The following is a 17,161-nucleotide window of genomic DNA, read 5'->3' as shown; positions in this document are numbered from 1 at the left end:
TCCATTGTCGCCATGCAGGGGAAAAACGTTTCCCACGCAAGCTCGTTCAAAAATTACAGTTTTGTGACAAAAAACCATTTTAAAACAAATAAATAAGTTAGTGATCACGTGTGCATTTTTTCATTGACAAAATGTCTTTTAAGACGGATCATGCATTCCAAGGTCAAGGAAGATATGGAATTTTTATTCTACATCGGCCTTGCCGGCGATGTTTTCGGGAGGAGCTGGATCATCGTTATTTGTGGGCTGGACGCCCGCTTGTGAAGCATTGACGCATTGCTGAAGGTCAACGCACGCGCCGCCTGTTCTGAGGGTCGCGCGAAGGCGGGTGCTTGCCGGCGTGTGGCGGCAATTGCGTGGCCATATGGGGAGAGATAATGGCTCTTTTAAGCGAATCGACGAAGGCGGAGGCGCTGGGAAGTCCCCCGGCGACCGCGCCTTCGGCATGGCAGGCCTGGCGGTATCGTCTCAAGGTCGCGCTCAGGGAGCCGACGACGCTGATCGGCGTCCTGACGGCGCTGCTTTTCACCTATCTGATCGTCGTTCCGATCATTTCGATCATTCTCGACGCCGTCCGCGTCCAGTTCGGCCACGAACGGCGTCTCAGCAAGGATGTCGGCGATCTCACGCTTTATTATCTCGACAGGGCGTTTTTTTCGCCCGTCGCATCGGATCTTTTCTGGCGTCCGCTCTTCAATACGCTGACCGTGGCATTCGGGGCGATTGCGCTTTCGCTCGTCATCGGCACCGTGCTCGCCTGGCTTATCAGCCGGACGGACATGTTCGGCCGTCGCTGGTTCGCCACCGCCTTGATCGTGCCCTATATGCTGCCGGCCTGGACCTTTGCGCTTGCCTGGACGACGCTGTTTAAAAATCGCACCGTTGGCGGTCAGCCCGGCTGGTTCGAGGCGATAGGCCTCACTCCGCCGGATTGGGTGGCTTATGGGCGTTTCCCGATCACCATTATCCTTGCCCTGCACTACACGCCTTTCGTCATCCTGCTGTTCGGCTCGGCGCTTCGCCGCTTCGACTCGCAGCTTGAAGATTCCGCCCGCATTCTCGGCGCCCATCGTTATCAGGTGGCGTTGCAGGTCATCCTGCCGCTGATGCGCCCGGCGCTGCTTTCTTCCATGGTGCTGATCTTCGCGAAGTGCCTCGGCGAGTTCGGCGTGCCCTATGTTCTCGGGCTGCCCGTGAAGTTCGAGGTCCTGTCCACCTCGCTGTTCCGCAGCATTGCTTCGCGCCAGACCGGCGTTGCCGGCGTCGTTGCCGCCTCGATCATGCTCATCGGCATCATTACGCTCATGATCGACGCCCGCCTCGTTCGCGAAGCCCGCCGTTTCGTGACCATCGGTTCGAAGGGCTCGATGAACCGGCAGAGCCGTCTCGGCAAGATGCGGCTTCCGGCAACCGGCTTTGCGGCTGCCATCTTCATCCTCAGCGTCGGTCTGCCGCTTCTGACCCTGGCGCTTTCGACCGTCATGAAAATGCCGGCCCGCTTCACGTTCGACAACTTCACGCTCGATTACTGGATCGGCAGCAATCTCAACACGGTGGCTTTGCAGACCGGCGTGCTCCTGAGCCCCGATCTGTGGGCAGCCGCGAAAAACACGATGATGATCGTCGGTCTTGCCTCGCTCACATCCGGTATTCTCGGCCTGCTTGTCGGTTATGTCGTCATCCGCACACCGGTGCGGGCCCTGTCGGTCTATCTGCGACAGGTGACGTTCCTGCCTTATCTCGTGCCCGGCATCGCTTTTGCCGCCGCCTATCTGTCGCTCTTTGCCGTTCCGCGCGGGCCGATGCCGGCGCTTTATGGCACGGTGACGATCCTCATCCTGGCGCTGATTGCCGACCAGATGCCCTATGCCTCGCGCGCCGGCATTTCAGCAATGACGCAGCTTGGAAAGGATCCGGAAGAGGCGGCGCAGATCGCCGGCGCGGGCTGGTTCCGCCGCATGATCTCCATCGTTATCCCGATCCAGAAGGGATCGCTGGTGACCGGGGTTCTCCTGCCCTTCATTTCGGGCATCAAGGGCTTAAGCCTCTTCGTGATCCTCGCCGTGCCAAGCACGGATGTTCTGACCACCTATTCGCTGCGGCTGGTCGACTATCACTACACGCAGGCCGCCAACGCCGTGGTGCTGATCATCGCCGCCATCGCCTATTTCGGCACGCTGTTGGCCCAGAAGATGACCCGCACAAATCTTGCAGAAGGACTTGGAAGCTGATGCCTACCATCAACCTGCGCGGTGCGCAGAAAAACTATGGCGTGAACTCCGCAAATGCGGTTTCCGATCTTGATCTCGAAATTCGCGACGGCGAGTTCATGTGTCTGCTCGGCCCTTCCGGCTGCGGCAAGACCACGACGCTGCGCATGATCGCCGGCCTTGAAAACCTCTCCGGCGGGGAAATCCGCGTCGGCGACCGGGTGATCGATTCCGTTACCGAAGGCATCTTCGTGCCGCCGGAAAAACGTGAAATGGGTCTGGTCTTCCAGAGCTACGCTTTGTGGCCGCATCTGACCATCGAGCGCAATACGGATTTCGGTCTGCGCCTGCGCAAGCTGCCGAAAGCGGAGCGCGAAGCACGGGTGGAGCGCGTCATGCAGGCGCTCGATATCGCCAAATATCGCGACCGCTATCCGTCGCAGCTTTCCGGCGGACAGCAGCAGCGCGTGGCGCTCGCCCGCATGCTTGCGGTCAATCCGGGCGTTCTGCTTCTCGATGAGCCGCTCTCCAATCTGGATGCCCGCCTGCGGCTAGAAATGCGCGCCGAGCTGAAGCGGCTGCATAAAGAGTTCAAGACCACCATCGTCTTCGTGACGCATGACCAGTGGGAAGCCATGACGCTTGCCACCACCATCGCCGTCATGAACGAGGGCACACTGCAGCAGATGGGCACGCCGAACGATATCTATGACCGTCCGGCCAATCGTTTCGTCGCCGAATTCGTAGGAAGCCCGCCGATCAATATCCTGACCTTCGGCCAGCCCGGCGTGTCGGATATAGCCGACAGGGCGGAAGCCTATTTCGCAACGCGTTATCCGCAACTGCGCGGCATCGCCTCGATCGGCATGAGGCCAGAGGCGATGGGTTATGCGATGAAGCCCGAGGATGTGCCGCAGGGCAGCTTCTCCGGCGAGATGACGGTGACCGGCGTGCTGCCGACCGGCGGTAGCTGGATTCTCGAACTCAGAAGCGAGAACCATACGCTGTTCCTGACCACCCATTCTCTGCCGCGTATCGACAGCGGCGACCGCGTGTTCTTCCACGTGCCGCCCGAGGCCCTGCACGCCTTTGACGTGAGGGGTCAGCGCATCACCGAGGCGGACGCCGTTCTGCGCAACAGCACCTACAACTGAAAACGCCGCCGAGACGGCTGAAGGAGAAGCAGTATGAAGCGGACAATGACGTGCCTGAGCCGGCTGTTATGCGCAACGGCGATCGCCGCAACGCTTGGCGGCGCGGCGAAGGCGGGAGAACCTTTCGACCTCAATGCCCTGATCGAGGCGGCGAAAAAGGAAAAGCCGATCACCGTCTATGACAGCACGGGCAAGATCGTCGAAATGGCGAAGAACTTCGCGGCAAAATATGGTGTCGGCGCAGAGGGCGCGAAGGTGAAGGCCTCCGCCCAACTGGAAATGATCATCCGCGAGGCGCGCGCCAACAATATTCAGGGCGATGTCTCGATCATCAGCGATGCGCCTGCGGCGATGGCGCAGCTTATTCCGCTCGGTTTCGTCGAAAGCTGGCTGCCGCCGGATATGGCCGGCAATATTCCCTCGGAATATCAGGACCCGCTTACCGTCGTCACCAGCGCCAATGTCTGGGCCTATAACAGCGAGCTTTTCGACAAATGCCCCGTTTCCAACATCTGGGAACTGACCGACCCGAAGTGGAAGGGCAAGGTGGCGATGCAGGATCCGCTCGGCAAGGCCTCCTACGTCGACTGGTTCAACCAGATGGCCAGCCACGGCGACGGCGAGGTGAAGGCGGCCTATAAGGCGCTTCACGGCAAGGACCTCGAAACCGGGGAAAAGAGCGCGACTGCGGCCTGGGTGAAGGCGCTTGCCGCCAACGCTCCGCTGCTGACCGACGCCGATGCGGCCGCCGCCGAAGCCGTAGGCGCTCCCGGCCAGAAGGAGCCCTTCATGGGCCTCATCAGCTCGGCGAAGTTCCGCGACAATGCCGAGAAGGGCATGAAACTCGGCCTCTGCAAGGAGCTGAAACCCTGGGTCGGCTGGCTCTATCCGGGCGTCGGGCTGATCACCAAGGGCACGAACAGCCCGAACGCGGCGAAGCTCTTCATTCACTACATCATGACCGCCGAAGGCATCGCGCCGCAGGCGATCGACGGCAAGATGTCGACCAACAAAGAAGTGAGCCTGCCTGCGGATGAGCCGTCGGGTATCGGCGCCGTTCTCGATGACATTCTGCCCTACAGCATGGCGACCAGCCTTGAAGACTGGGACGCGCGTGAAACCTGGCAGGACTTCTGGCGTGTGAACTACAAAAAATAACGGGGGACCATCTGGTGACGATCACTACTCAGAACAAGAATGGCAATGAGCGCAGGCGGCGGAGGACCGCCTCCGTACTTTGCTTCGGCTTTTCGCTGGCGCTCAGCGGGGCCGCCCATGCGCAGGATGCCTTCAATCTCGATGCGCTCATCGACGCCGCGAAGAAGGAAAAGCCGATCACGGTTTATGCGGTGACCGGCAAGATCGTCGATACGGCACAGGCCTTCACCGCCAAATACGGCGTGCAGGCGAGCGGCAAGAAGGTGAATGAGGCAACGCAGGTCGAGTTGATGATCCGCGAACATCGGGCGGGCAATGTCGTCGGTGATGTCAGCGTGGCAACCGATGTCGCCTCCGCCATGGGCGAGCTTTTGCCGGAAGGCATCGCCACCAGCTGGACGCCGCCCGATCTCGAAGGCGATATTCCGCAAAAGCTGCGCGATCCGCTCGTGGTCGTCTCGGATCCGCATGTCTGGACCTACAATACCGAGAAATACGACGCATGCCCGGTCACCAACATCTGGCAGCTGACGGAGCCGAAGTGGAAGGGCAAGCTCGCCATGCTCGATCTCTTCGACAAGCCGCTTTATGCCGACTGGTTCAACCAGATCGAAACCCATCACGATGCCGATGTCGCCAGGGCCTATGAGGACCTTTACGGCAGGAAGCTGGAAACGGGCGAAAAAAGCGCAACCGCGGCCTGGGTGAAAGCCTTTGCCGAAAATGCACCGCTGCTGACGGATTCGAGTTCGGTGGCGGATGCGGCCGGTGCGCCGGGGCAGGCCGATCCTTTCTTCGTCATCACTTCGGTGGCGAAGTATCGTGACAACGAGGCCAAGGGGTTGAAGCTCGGTCTTTGCAGCGGCGTAAAGCCCTTTTCCGGCTTTCTTTATCCCGGTTTCGGGCTGATTGCCGGGCAAACGAAAAGCCCGAATGCGGCGAAGCTTTTCCTGCATTACCTGATGACGGAAGAAGGCATCGCGCCGCAGACCGCTGACGGTAAACTCTCCGGCAATATGAAAATAGCACTGCCGGCGGATGAGCCCTCGAAGGTCGCCAATCATCTCGATGAGCTGATGGCTTTCGACGCCGCAACGGCGGCCGACGACCTCGACAAGCGCGAAGGCTGGCAGGATTTCTGGCGTGTGAACTACAAAAAATAAACGGAAGGCGGGTGCGAGCCCGCCTGTCTTTTCCTTGGGAGGGGAAACGATGCGAAGAACCAATTTTAGAACCGCCTCGGCCATGGCCGCAGCTGCAGCGATTATGGGCGTTTCCGCACTGACTGCCACGGCTGAAGAGACTTTCGATCTCGATGCTGTTCTTGCGGCTGCGAAGCAGGAGAAGCCGATCAACATCTATGACAGCACCGGCAAGATCGTTGAGATGGCCGATAAATTCAGCGCCAAGTACGGGCTGAAGGCGACGGGAGTGAAGGTTTCCGCCAATAGCCAGCTGGAGATGATTATCCGCGAAAGCCAGTCGAACAATGTGCAGGGCGATGTGGTGCTGATCACCGATGCGCCTTCGGCGCTCGCCCAGCTTCTGCCGGCAGGTTTCGTCGAGAATTATCTGCCGGGCGACATGGCCTCTAAAATCCCGGCGCAGTTTCAAAACCCGCTGGCCATTTCCACCAATGCCAACGTCTGGGCCTATAATACCGAAGCCTATGGCAAATGCCCGGTGACGAATATCTGGGAACTGACCGAGCCGAAATGGAAAGGCAAGGTCGCCATGGTCGATCCGCTCAGCAAGAGCACCTATACGGACTGGTTCAACCAGCTTGAAGCCCACGGCAATGAAAAGGTGGCGGCAGCCTACAAGGCCCATTCCGGCAAGGAGATGGAGGAAAAGGGTGCGGCAGCCGCCTGGATCAAGGCGCTGGCCGCGAATGGTCCGCTCGCCACGGATGGCGACGACCCGGTGGCGGAGGCGGTGGGCGCGCCGGGTCAGAAGCAGCCCTTCTTCGGCCTGCTGAGTTCGGCCAAATTTCGCGACAATGCCGACAAGGGCTACAAGCTCGGCCTCTGCACCGATCTCGATCCCTGGGTCGGCTGGACCTATATCAAGCTCGGCCTGATGGCCTCCAAGACCAGAAGCCCGAACACGGCCAAGCTCTTTATCCATTACGTCCTGACGGAAGAGGGCATCGCCCCGCAGATGAAGGACGGCAAGCTGCCGACCAATACCGACATCAAGATGCCGGATGACGAGCCTTCGGGGCTGATGAAGGTCGCTGACCGGCTGATGGGCTACGATTCCGCCACCGGTCTCGATGATTTCGACCGCCGCGAGGAATGGCAGGATTTCTGGCGCGTCAACTATACGAAATAACCCCGGCTGGCGCGGCCCGTGCCGCGCCGCCTCCTCCTCTTTGCGAACGAACGGACTGGACATGCCGATGCAGACCTCATTGAGCGAACGGAAACCTGGAGACGAGGATGCGTTTTCCCGCTCTGTGCGGTTGATGAAGATCGCTGAAACAGCGGCGCGTGCCGTGCGCGATCCGCTGCTGGCGGCGTTTCGGTCGGATATGGCGGTGGATTACAAGGTCGATCTCCACGATATCGTGACCATCCATGACAAGCGCGCCGAGGCTGCCATCCGCGCCGTCATTCTCGAACGGGAGCCCAATTCGGCGATCATGGGCGAGGAGGGCGGCCAGATCGGTAGCGGTGAGGTGCAATGGTATGTCGATCCCATAGACGGCACGGCAAATTTCGCCCGCGGCCTTGCTTTCTGGTGCGTGTCCATCGCTGCCGTCATCGATGGAGAAGCCGTCGCCGGCGCGGTTTACGATTCCGTGGCGGACCAGATGTTTTCCGCCGATCTCAAAACCTCCTATCTTGATGGCGAAAGGCTGCATTCCCGCAGCGTTGCAGATGAGACGCGGGCGACGCTCATCACAGGCTATCCCGTCTCGCGCGATTTCCGGCTGGATGGGCGGGAAGCGGCGCTCGCCAATTTCGGCACTCTCGCCGAGACCTTTTCGACATTGCGCCGACCCGGCAGCGCTGCGCTCAGCATTGCCCATGTCGCGGCCGGCTGGACGGATGCGGCCGCCGGTTTCGGCGTCAATGCGTGGGATGTGGCCGCCGCCATTCTCATTCTCAAAAACGCCGGCGGAACCTATGAGCCGCTGACCCTCGGAAAGGTGGCGGAAGGTTCCGCCGATTTCCTTTGCCCGGGCTATATCGCCACGGGTGAGGGGGGCAGCTATCCGACATTGCAGCGGGTGGCGCGATCCATATCCGAAAGCCGCATCGCCAATGCAGCGATGCAACTGAACCAGTCGGCCGCGAAGGCCTGAAGACGCAATAGATGACGGCGGCCGTATAGACGCCGATGGAGACATGACATGCCGCAATCGCGACCGACCCCATTCCGTGAGCAAGAAACAGGCGAGCTGCCGAAGCTCAGCCGCATCTATGAGCAGCATCCGCTTTACAGCGTCGATCTCTTCATTTCCGGTAAGGAGGGGGCGAGCGACCTCAATCTTCTACGCCAGAACGGGATTACCACCGTCGTCAATTGCGCCGTCAATCTGGATTTCAATTTCGTGGAGCAGTCACAGGTCGTTTCCGACCACGAAGGCAGCGTCTATGGGCCGGGCGAAATCCGCTATTATAAGATCGGCCTGATCGACGGGAGCGGAAATCCCGATACCCAGATGGTTGCGGCCCATTATATCCTGCGAGCGGCGCTGGAGCAGATATTGCCCGACAAGCCCTCCTATCCCCGGCGGGAGCGTGGCAACGTGCTCATAAATTGCCGGGGCGGCCGTTCGCGTTCCGTCGCCATCGTTGCGCTTTTCCTGCATCTCACGCTGCCAACGGAGTTTCCGACGCTGGATGACGCCATCGGCTTCGTTCGCCTGAAACGCGAATTGCCGGAGAACGAATGGTACAAGGCGCCGAAACCCGTGCTTGCGGATGCTGCCCGCCGGGCCGCCGGCTGGATTGCCATGATCGACGCCGCGCATTGAAAGGCGGAAGACTGTCTGGTCAGTTTTGCGGTTCCAGCGCGTTTGCCGCAGCCTCGGCACGTGCGGCTGCCTCTTTTGCTTCCCGCTCGGCGCGCGAGGCCGCTTCCGGGTTGCTCGAACCGTCGTAACCTCCCATGGCGCGTTCCCCGATGGCGATGTGGACATCCTTGAGCTGGATGACGACGAGACCGGCGAGGATGGCCGCGCCGATAAAGAATACTGTTTTCCCGTTTATGGTCATTCGACTCCACGCTTCGTGTTTGCCGGCGGAGGAAACAGCCGGCAAAACCGCCGCTCAACGGGTCAGGAGGCCGACGCCCGTTTCCGCATCGAACAAATGCATATCGGACGGGTCGATGTCGAGGCCGATCGTTTCACCGGCCTTGACAGCGCTGCGTCCCTGCACCGCGATGACCAGTTCGATGGCGGTTCCCGTTGTGAGAAAGGTGGCCGAACCGGTCGTTTCCACGGCGGAAACCGGCAGCGTCAATGCCGCCCTGTCTGCTGCGGCCGGCCGGATATGTTCCGGCCTGATACCGACGATCACATCTTTGCCGGGCGGCAGGGAGGCCGGATTCCCGATCGATTGTTGCGGCTCGCTTTCGCCGAAGCTGAGCTGAAGGGACGCGCCATCCGGGCTGACGGTCGCCGGAATGAAATTCATGGCCGGCGAGCCGATGAAGCCCGCAACGAAACGATTGACCGGGCGGTCGTATAGTTCCAGCGGTGTGCCCTGCTGCTCGACGACCCCATCGCGCATGACGACGACATGATCGGCCATGGTCATCGCTTCGATCTGGTCATGCGTGACGTAGACCGAAGTGGCATGCAGGCGATCGTGCAGCGCGCGGATTTCTTTGCGCATGTGGACGCGTAGCGCCGCATCGAGATTGGAAAGCGGCTCATCGAACAGGAAGGCCTGCGGGTTGCGGATGATCGCCCGGCTCATGGCCACGCGCTGGCGCTGGCCCCCGGAAAGTTCGCGCGGATAACGCTTCATCAGCTTTGAAAGACCTGTTGTGGCGGCAACTTCTTCCGCCGCCTTGCGGGCCTCGGCCTTGGCGACGCCGCGCATACGCAGCGAATAGGTGAGATTTTCCTCCACGGTCATATGCGGGTAGAGCGCATAGGACTGGAACACCATGGCCACATCGCGCTTGCGCGGCGGCACGCCGTTCATGAGCCTGCCGGCAATGCGCATGTCGCCGGCCGATATGGTCTCCAGCCCGGCGAGCGAGCGCAGAAGCGTGGACTTGCCGCAGCCCGACGGGCCGACAAGCGCGACGAAGGTGCCCTTCTCGATGGAAAGGTTGATGTTCTTCAGCGCATGGAAGGCGCCGTAATATTTGTTGACGCCGGAAAGTTCGATCTGAAGGGTCATTTGAGCGCTCCTGAGGTCAGGCCGGAAACGATGCGGCGCTGCAAGAGAATGAAGAGGGCGAGAATGGGCGTCACATACATGGTCGCATAGGCCATGATGTTGTTCCATTCGCTGGTGTTGGGGCCCATGAAGGAATTGAGGCCGACGCTCGCCGGCTGTAGTTCGGCCGCCTGGATCATCGATTTCGAATAGACGAACTCGCCGAAGGCCTGCATGAAGATGAGGATGGCGCTGACGAGAATGCCGTTTCTGGCAAGCGGCAGCACGATGTTGAAAAACGCGCCGACTCGGGAATTACCGTCCACCAGCGCCGCCTCTTCCAGCTCCTGCGGCACGGCCATGAAAGTGGCGCGCACAAGCACCACGAAGAAGGGCATGCTTTTCGCCGCAATGGCGAGGATGACCGACAGGCGCGGATAATCCAGAAGCCCGAATTGCGAGAAACCAACGAAGATCGGTGTGATCATCAGCGATGCCGGCAGAACCTGCAGCATGAGGATGAGGAACAGGCCGATATCCACCCAGACATTGCGATAGCGCGCCAGCACATAGGCGCAGCCGACGCCGAGAATGGTGATCAGCAGCACCGCGCTGGAGGCAATCAGCACCGAATTCCACAGGTATCGGCCCATGTTGCGGCTGTTCCAGACATAGGCATAGGTCTGCCATTGCGGGTCCGTGGGCCAGAAGGCGGGCGGATTGGCGAACATTTCCGACCCGCTTTTGAGCGAGGTCAGATACATCCAATAAAGCGGGAAAAGGTAGATGATGGCGAGCACGATGGCGATAGCCAGCATCAGGCGGTTGCGGGTCGTGATGCTCATCCGCGCACCTCATGCCGTGTGGAGCGCACATAAACGATGGAGGCCAGCATGACGAAAACGATCATGATGACGGAGATCGTGGCGCCCCTGCCGAAATCATATTGCCGGAACGACAGGTCCCAGGCCCAATATTGCGCCACGTTGGAGCTGTTGTTCGGTCCGCCATCGGTAATGGCGGCGAAAAGATCGAATTGCTGCAGCGTGAAGATCAGCCCGAGCGAGACGATTGCACCGATGGTGGAGCGCATCATCGGCAGGGTGATGGTGTAGAAGCGCTGCCAGGCATTGGCGCCGTCCAGCTCCGCGGCTTCGTAGAGATCGCCGGGAATGGAGGCGAGGCCGACGGAAAGCAGGATCATGTTGAAGGAGGTGCCGAGCCAGACATTGGCGATGATGACGGCCCAGAGCGAAAAATTCGCATCGGAGCGCCAGAAGATATTGCCCGATATCAGGCCGCTTTCCCGCAGGAAGAAATTCAACACGCCGAAATCGCCCGAGAGGATCCAGTTCCAGATTGCGCCCACCACGAGGCCGGGCATGACCCATGACACGAGAAACAGGCCGCGCAGCCAGGTGGCGCCGGGAAAATTGACCCAGAAGAACAGCGCCAGACCGAAGCCGATGGCGAATTGCCCGGCAATCGAGGCCACGACAAAGGTGACGGTGTTGAAAAGGATCGGCAATGTTTCCGGCTGCCGGAACAGATCGATGTAATTCTTGAAGCCGACGAAGGGGCGCACGACGGTGCCCAGACTGAACATGTCGACTTCCTGAAAACTCATGACGATGTTGTAGATGAGCGGCAGCCCCGCCATGACGAACAGGAAGCCCAAAGGAAAGGCGACAAGGACGATATCGAAACCGCGACCGTCACTGAGGCTGGAAAACAGTTTTTTCATGAAACATCCTCGCAAGCTCCAGGCGGGGCCGCCGCCGCTTGTCGCGGCAGGCAGCCCCACCGGGAGGAACCCCTTGGGTGGAGGCCGGAGAAATCCGGCCGCCCGCCCAGATAGATCAGCCTTCGACCAGCTTTATCTTTTCAGCAGCCTGGTCGAGCGCGGCTTTCGGCGTCATCTGTCCCGAAAGCGCACCCTGAATGGCGTCCTGAATCGCCTTGGAAATCTTAGGCCATTCGGGCGAGGGGCCGCGCGGCTGCGCATATTTCAGCTGTTCTGCGAAGGTCTTCAGCGCCTCATCCTTCAACGCATTGCCGGTTGGCGGAACCGGAATATCCGAGCGCGCCGGCAACTGGCCGAAGTTCTTGAACATGTCCTTGTCCTTAGAGGCGAAGAACTCGATTGCCTTGAAGGCCTCTTCCGGATGTTTCGTCTTGGAGAAGATCGCCCAGTTATAGTCGCCCATCGCCGAAGACCGGGGGGCGTCGGGCGTGGGCACCGGCAGCAAAGCAACACCCCAGTCGAATTTGGCGTCCTTCAGCATGCGGTCGATTTCCCATGGGCCGGAAATCACCATGGCGGCGTTGCCGGCGTTGAAGGTGGCAGTGGAGTCCCACTGGCTGCGCGTCAGCGTATCCGGCGATGCCAGCTTTTCATCCAGCATCAGCTTCCACGTTTCGAGCGCTTTGACGGCGCCCTCGGTATTGATGTTCTTGTAGGTCGCGCCCGCCATCTGCGCCCAGGGCAGGAACTGGAAGGTGCCTTCTTCATTCGCCTTGGCGCTGAAGCTGATGCCATAGATGCTCTTTGAGGGGTCGGTCAGCTTGCGCGCCGCTTCCACCAGCTCGTCCCAGGTCTGCGGCGGTTTTGCCGCGTCCAGCCCTGCGGCCTTGAACAAGTCCTTGTTGTAATAAAGCGCAATCGTATTCGTGGCCTTCGGCACGCCGAAATATTTGCCGTCCCACATCACCGATTTCAGCGGTCCCGGAAAATAATTCTCCGTCCTGATGACATCCGACTTGGCGATCATATCGGTCACATCGAGAAAGGCGCCGCGTGCGGCGAACATGGCGTGGTTGGGGTTGTCGATGGCGATGATGTCGGGCGCATTGCCGGTGGAATAGGCGCGCATGGATTCGCTCACCACATCATCGAACTGCAATTGCCGGTATTCGATCTTGATGCCGTTATTGAGCGCGTTGAACTCTTTGATGAGGTTCGGCGCGGGCTGGATATCGCGATCCAGCGACCAGAGGGTCAACGTCACATCTTCTGCCTGCGCCGCAATAGCGCCGGCGGACACGCCCGCCAGCAGAAATGCGCCGGCCATCATGCATTTCGCAATACCCATAATCTCCTCCTCTTGGTTATCGTCTCTGCAATTTTCGAAAACCTTCTCCCAAAAGGTTTCCGTTATGTCGGATCGACGACGAAATCGCCGCCGCGGCATTTCTTCAGATAATTCAGGCCATGCACCTGGCCCGTCATTTCCAGCGCATCGCGATAGACGGGGTCATGCCAGCCTTCGATGTCGATGGAGCCGGTCCAGCCGGCGAGGCGCAGTTCGGAAATAATGTCCGTCCAGTTGCTGTCGCCGAAACCCGGCGTGCGCATGAAGACGAATTTTTCCTTGCCGAAAATGCCGTGCTCGCGAATGACATCCCAGCGGATGGTCGCGTCCTTGCCATGTACGTGGAAAATCTTGTCCGCCCATTTGCGGATCTGCGGCAGCGGGTCGATCAGATAGACCATCTGATGGCAGGGTTCCCATTCGATGCCGATATGCTCGTCCGGCGTTTCGTTGAAGATCAGTTCCCATGCGTCGGGATTGTGCGCGATATTCCAGTCGCCGGTTTGCCAGTTGCCGTCCATGGCGCAGTTTTCAAAAGCGATCTTCACGCCCTTGTCGGCGGCGCGTTTTGCAAGCTCGCTCCAGATTTGCCTGTATCGGGGAAGGCTCTCCGGCAGCGGTTTGCCGCGCAGCCGGCCGGTGAACCCCGCAACGCAGGTCGCGCCGAAATGGTGGGCATTGTCGATGCAGTCTTTCCAGCCCTGCAATGTCTCAAGGTCGATGTCGGTCTCTTCCAGCGGATTGCCGAACATGCCGAGCGTGCTGATGGTGATGTCGCGCTCACCGATCGCCTCGCGGCAGCGCTTGCCGAGTTCGGCAAGGTCCTGACCGTTGGTGGTCTGCCAGAAGAAGGGTTCGAAGCTTTCAAAGCCGAGGTCGGCGATCTGGCCGATGCGCTCAGCCGCCTGTCCCTTGGTGGCGCTGACCATGGTGCCGATGCGGATGGATGTTGCCGGATTGCTCACGTCTTTCAGTCCTTATGCTGCAATGGAAACACGCTGGCCGAGGCGGGCGCTTTCAATCGCGCCGATCACCATGGCAAGGCTGTTGATGTTGTCGAAGGAGGCCGTTTCCGGCATCTCACCCGTACGGATGGATTGAAGGAACGATAGAATGACGCTGGCGTGGCCGCGCGTATCCTTCTCGGAAATGGCTTCGGAAACGTTTACGGTCCTAAAGCCCCGCAGAAGCCCCTGTTCGTCGCCGGCCACGGAAGCGGAGAAATTGTCTTCCCCGTCCCAGAGGATCATGCCCTTGGAGCCGATCAGCCGCCAGCGTGCTTCCCAGCTGGTCCGCTCGCCTTCGGCGCACCAGGAGCCGCGATAGGTGAAGACGACATCATTCGAAAACTCGAAAATGGCGTTGGCGCTTGCTCCATGGGCATACCATGAGCCGGCCGGGTTCTTTTCCACGCAGAAGACGGAGAGGGGTTTTTCATTGGCGACGAAACGGGCCGCGTCGAAAGTGTGGATCGCCATGTCGAGAAGCAGGACGTTCTTCATTTCCTCGCGGAAGCCGCCGAAATGCGGCCCAAGGAAGAAATCGCAGTGGATGGCCGTCAAATCGCCGATGACGCCGTCTTCCAGCGCGCGGCGTAGCCGCCGGATACCCGCCACAAACCGCCGGTTTTGCACCACGGCATGAATTTTTCCGGCTTTTTTCGCCAGTTCTACCAGCGTGCCGGCTTCTTCCATGGAGGCGGCAAGCGGCTTTTCGCTCAGCACATGGCACCCGGCCTCAAGACCGGCCTCAACCACGGCGAAGCGCGCCTGCGGGATGACGATATCAAAAAGGATGTCGGCTTTCGTTTTAGCGAGAACCTCGCGGAGATCCGTGCCGATGACCGCATCGGTGAGGGCGAATTCTTCGGCAAGCACGCGGGCCGTGTTCTCGTTCAGGTCGACCAGACCGGCGATCCTGATCGCGCCGGCGATTTCCGGCGTGGATTGAATGGCACGCAGCCAGCCTTTGGCCATGGCTCCGCACCCGCATAAAACGGCATTGAATGTCATCTCATCTCCCCGGACTCTTTCGCAAACTCCTCTTTGCGCAGAGCGTCGTAAACGTTTACGAGACTATGCCGATGATGTTAGATATGTCAAGACCGTTAAGGGGCGCGTCGATTGCGCGCCGGGCCTGGGAGGGGAGTGCATGAAAGGAATTCGTCAGCTTGCCGATTATCTGGAGATATCGATAGGCACTGTTTCCCGTGCCCTGAACGGCAAGCCGGATGTGAATGAAGAAACGCGGCGGCGTGTTCTGGAAGCGGCGGAAAAGCTGGGTTATGTCGCCAACCAGTCCGGCCGCAGCCTCAGGCAGGGAACCACCAATGTCATCGGCCTGATGACCGGCAGCGACGCGCAGACCGTTGAAAACTCCGACAACTTCTTCCTGGGGGTGACGGACGGTCTGCAAAGCGTGTTTTCCGGGCATAATCTTGATCTCATCGTTCTGCCCTGCCCGGGGGAAGAGGATCCGGATGAATATCTGAAGCGCATGGTGGCGCGCCGCATGGTGGACGCGATGATCATTTCCGCGACGCGACGGATAGACAAACGTGTGGATTTCCTGAAGCAGACCCGGCTGCCTTTCGTGGCGCTCGGACGGACCGCTTCCAGCGACACTCACGCCTGGATCGACCTCGATTTCGAGGGCGTCGCGAAAAACGCGGTCGACCGCCTTGCCGCTGCCGGGCATCGTTCGATTGCGGTGGCGGTGCCCGACAGCGATATCAATCTCGGTTATGTTTTTCTGGAGGGATACAGGCGCGCGCTGGAAGACAATGGCATCGCCTACGATTCCTCGCTGGTCATCCGTGCGAAATCGAGCGAGCAGGGCGGTTATCACGCCGCCAGCGAGTGGCTGCAGATGCGGCCCCGGCCAACGGCGATCGTGCTGATCTACGAACTGATGGCGGTCGGCCTTTATCGCCGGCTTGCGGAAGTGGGCCTGAAACCGGGGCGCGATCTCGCCGTCATCGGCTTCCGCGATGGCCCGCGCGGCCAGTTTCTGGAACCACGGCTGACCAGTTTCCGCATGTCCCTGCATGATCTCGGCGTCACGGTGGCCCAGACGCTGCTATCGACCATGCCGGCCTACGCGCCGTTTTACCCCGATCAGGCGCGCCATTGCGTGTGGCCCATGCTTCTGGTGGCCGGCGAGAGCGACCCCGCCCCATAAGGAAGCAGAGGGGTATCAAAGCTTGAGGTCGTCAACGCTCACGACGCCGAAAGGATTGAATTTATATTCGTCCTCCTCATACCGTGTGTCGTCGGAGAGGGAGGCGCGACGGCCCTTCAGGGTGGCTTCAACGCCGTCACGCGCCAATTGCTCGGCGATATCGTCTATCAAGGCGGCGATCTTCAGCTGTTCGGCGTTCGTCGATGGTCGGTCTTGGTCTTTTTTGGTGAAGCGTACCTGCACATCAGGCAAGCCGATCAGGTGAAACCCAACGCTTGTCATGCCTTCGGCATCGTCTCCTATGGGGCGGCGTGCGAAAGCCAGACGGCAGGTTCTGGCAAGCGCCATCCCGTCATCGGCGGCCGCCTCGCCGCGCGACTGCTCGTAAAGCTGCTTCCAGCGCCTTGCGCCATGGGCGACGCCCGCACTTTCACCCTTCACCGCGGTAGCGCCGTGATCGAGCATGTGCTGTACAAATCCGAGGGCCTTTGCGGATGTCTTCACGGCCGTTTCGGCATCCATGGATGGGCCGAGCACGTAAAGAACCGAGCCGTGCGCGGCGACGGCTTGCTCATCCTCCGGCTGGTAGGCATCGGGGTCGACGCGATCCCAGCAGACATTGAACGATCGTTCCATTCGGTCGTCCGCCTCATCCTGTGAATAATCGTCATCCAGGCTGAAATCGGGCGCAAAATCATCGATGGCGGCGCGGGCGCTCTTCTGCAGCGCCGCCAGCCCATTTTCCGCGCCAAGAAAGCAGAGGATATGCCGGGGTTTGTATTCGGAACGGGATTCGGCAAAGGCCGCAGGCTTGCCCGATGCTGCGCCGAGAGACGGCCTTGCCAGTACAAGGCCGCCCAGAAATGCGAGAACGCCACGACGCCCGGAATTCATCCGATACCCCCAAGGTTTCCATCAACAGGATGAGGGGGTTTTACACCGGCATATATAATTCAGGCCATATGGCGTTCGATACTTTTTTGCATCGCGGTTCTGCTACCCGAAACGAGCCGCTGGCCTGA

General features: G+C 60.0%; 16 protein-coding genes. 8 read left to right on the top strand and 8 right to left on the bottom strand.

Annotated features, from left to right (window positions below; translation table 11 throughout):
• The first annotated feature begins 377 nt into the window (after nucleotides 1-377).
• The 7 genes from EM858_RS12420 (at nucleotide 378) to EM858_RS12390 (ending at nucleotide 8,507) form a co-directional block, all read left to right on the top strand.
• Complete coding sequence (locus EM858_RS12420; RefSeq protein WP_127756864.1) at nucleotides 378-2,231, top strand: iron ABC transporter permease; 1,854 nt, start codon at nucleotides 378-380, stop codon at nucleotides 2,229-2,231.
• Nucleotides 2,231-3,364 carry an ABC transporter ATP-binding protein gene (locus EM858_RS12415; protein WP_003522023.1) on the top strand — a complete coding sequence of 378 codons (1,134 nt, stop codon included), beginning with the start codon at nucleotides 2,231-2,233 and terminating at the stop codon, nucleotides 3,362-3,364. The genes EM858_RS12420 and EM858_RS12415 overlap by 1 nt, the downstream gene beginning before the upstream one ends.
• Before the next feature lie 33 nt (nucleotides 3,365-3,397).
• Entirely contained in the window at nucleotides 3,398-4,522 is a 1,125-nt protein-coding gene (locus EM858_RS12410) for an ABC transporter substrate-binding protein (protein WP_127756863.1), read from the top strand.
• A 14-nt stretch (nucleotides 4,523-4,536) separates the two neighbouring features.
• Nucleotides 4,537-5,685 (top strand): ABC transporter substrate-binding protein, encoded by a 1,149-nt coding sequence (locus EM858_RS12405; protein WP_127756862.1) that lies wholly within the window; start codon nucleotides 4,537-4,539, stop codon nucleotides 5,683-5,685.
• 49 nt (nucleotides 5,686-5,734) lie between these two features.
• Entirely contained in the window at nucleotides 5,735-6,856 is a 1,122-nt protein-coding gene (locus EM858_RS12400; protein WP_127756861.1) for an ABC transporter substrate-binding protein, read from the top strand.
• A gap of 61 nt (nucleotides 6,857-6,917) precedes the next feature.
• Nucleotides 6,918-7,832: an inositol monophosphatase family protein gene (locus tag EM858_RS12395; RefSeq protein ID WP_164865415.1), complete on the top strand. Its 915-nt coding sequence runs from the start codon at nucleotides 6,918-6,920 to the stop codon at nucleotides 7,830-7,832.
• Between the two features lie 48 nt (nucleotides 7,833-7,880).
• Nucleotides 7,881-8,507: a dual specificity protein phosphatase gene (locus EM858_RS12390; RefSeq protein ID WP_127756859.1), complete on the top strand. Its 627-nt coding sequence runs from the start codon at nucleotides 7,881-7,883 to the stop codon at nucleotides 8,505-8,507.
• A gap of 19 nt (nucleotides 8,508-8,526) precedes the next feature.
• Here EM858_RS12390 and EM858_RS12385 read toward each other — a convergent pair whose 3' ends face one another.
• The 7 genes from EM858_RS12385 to EM858_RS12355 all read right to left on the bottom strand — a co-directional run bounded on the left by EM858_RS12385 (nucleotide 8,527) and on the right by EM858_RS12355 (nucleotide 14,971).
• Nucleotides 8,527-8,748, bottom strand: a complete 222-nt coding sequence (locus EM858_RS12385) for a hypothetical protein (RefSeq protein ID WP_127756858.1) — start codon at nucleotides 8,746-8,748, stop codon at nucleotides 8,527-8,529.
• Between the two features lie 54 nt (nucleotides 8,749-8,802).
• Nucleotides 8,803-9,888, bottom strand: coding sequence for an ABC transporter ATP-binding protein (locus EM858_RS12380; protein ID WP_127756857.1), 1,086 nt, complete (start codon nucleotides 9,886-9,888; stop codon nucleotides 8,803-8,805).
• Complete coding sequence (locus EM858_RS12375) at nucleotides 9,885-10,712, bottom strand: carbohydrate ABC transporter permease (protein WP_065655228.1); 828 nt, start codon at nucleotides 10,710-10,712, stop codon at nucleotides 9,885-9,887. Before EM858_RS12375 ends, EM858_RS12380 begins: the two co-directional genes overlap by 4 nt.
• Nucleotides 10,709-11,611, bottom strand: a complete 903-nt coding sequence (locus EM858_RS12370) for a sugar ABC transporter permease (protein ID WP_127756856.1) — start codon at nucleotides 11,609-11,611, stop codon at nucleotides 10,709-10,711. The genes EM858_RS12375 and EM858_RS12370 overlap by 4 nt, the downstream gene beginning before the upstream one ends.
• A gap of 115 nt (nucleotides 11,612-11,726) precedes the next feature.
• Nucleotides 11,727-12,959: a sugar ABC transporter substrate-binding protein gene (locus tag EM858_RS12365; protein WP_127756855.1), complete on the bottom strand. Its 1,233-nt coding sequence runs from the start codon at nucleotides 12,957-12,959 to the stop codon at nucleotides 11,727-11,729.
• 62 nt (nucleotides 12,960-13,021) lie between these two features.
• Nucleotides 13,022-13,924 (bottom strand): sugar phosphate isomerase/epimerase, encoded by a 903-nt coding sequence (locus tag EM858_RS12360; protein WP_127756854.1) that lies wholly within the window; start codon nucleotides 13,922-13,924, stop codon nucleotides 13,022-13,024.
• A 12-nt stretch (nucleotides 13,925-13,936) separates the two neighbouring features.
• Nucleotides 13,937-14,971 (bottom strand): Gfo/Idh/MocA family oxidoreductase, encoded by a 1,035-nt coding sequence (locus EM858_RS12355; RefSeq protein WP_080820443.1) that lies wholly within the window; start codon nucleotides 14,969-14,971, stop codon nucleotides 13,937-13,939.
• 139 nt (nucleotides 14,972-15,110) lie between these two features.
• Between EM858_RS12355 and EM858_RS12350 the strand changes: the two genes are divergently transcribed.
• Nucleotides 15,111-16,139: a LacI family DNA-binding transcriptional regulator gene (locus tag EM858_RS12350; RefSeq protein ID WP_031234048.1), complete on the top strand. Its 1,029-nt coding sequence runs from the start codon at nucleotides 15,111-15,113 to the stop codon at nucleotides 16,137-16,139.
• Nucleotides 16,140-16,154: 15 nt separating this feature from the next.
• Here the strand turns inward: EM858_RS12350 and EM858_RS12345 are convergent, their stop codons facing one another.
• A complete protein-coding gene (locus EM858_RS12345; RefSeq protein ID WP_080820444.1) occupies nucleotides 16,155-17,033 on the bottom strand; it encodes a hypothetical protein in 879 nt (292 codons plus the stop codon).
• Nucleotides 17,034-17,161: the final 128 nt, after the last annotated feature.

The organism is Agrobacterium sp. CNPSo 2736, assembly GCF_004005385.1.
Lineage (GTDB): Bacteria > Pseudomonadota > Alphaproteobacteria > Rhizobiales > Rhizobiaceae > Agrobacterium > Agrobacterium leguminum.
This window is presented reverse-complemented; position numbering and strand designations above follow the sequence as displayed.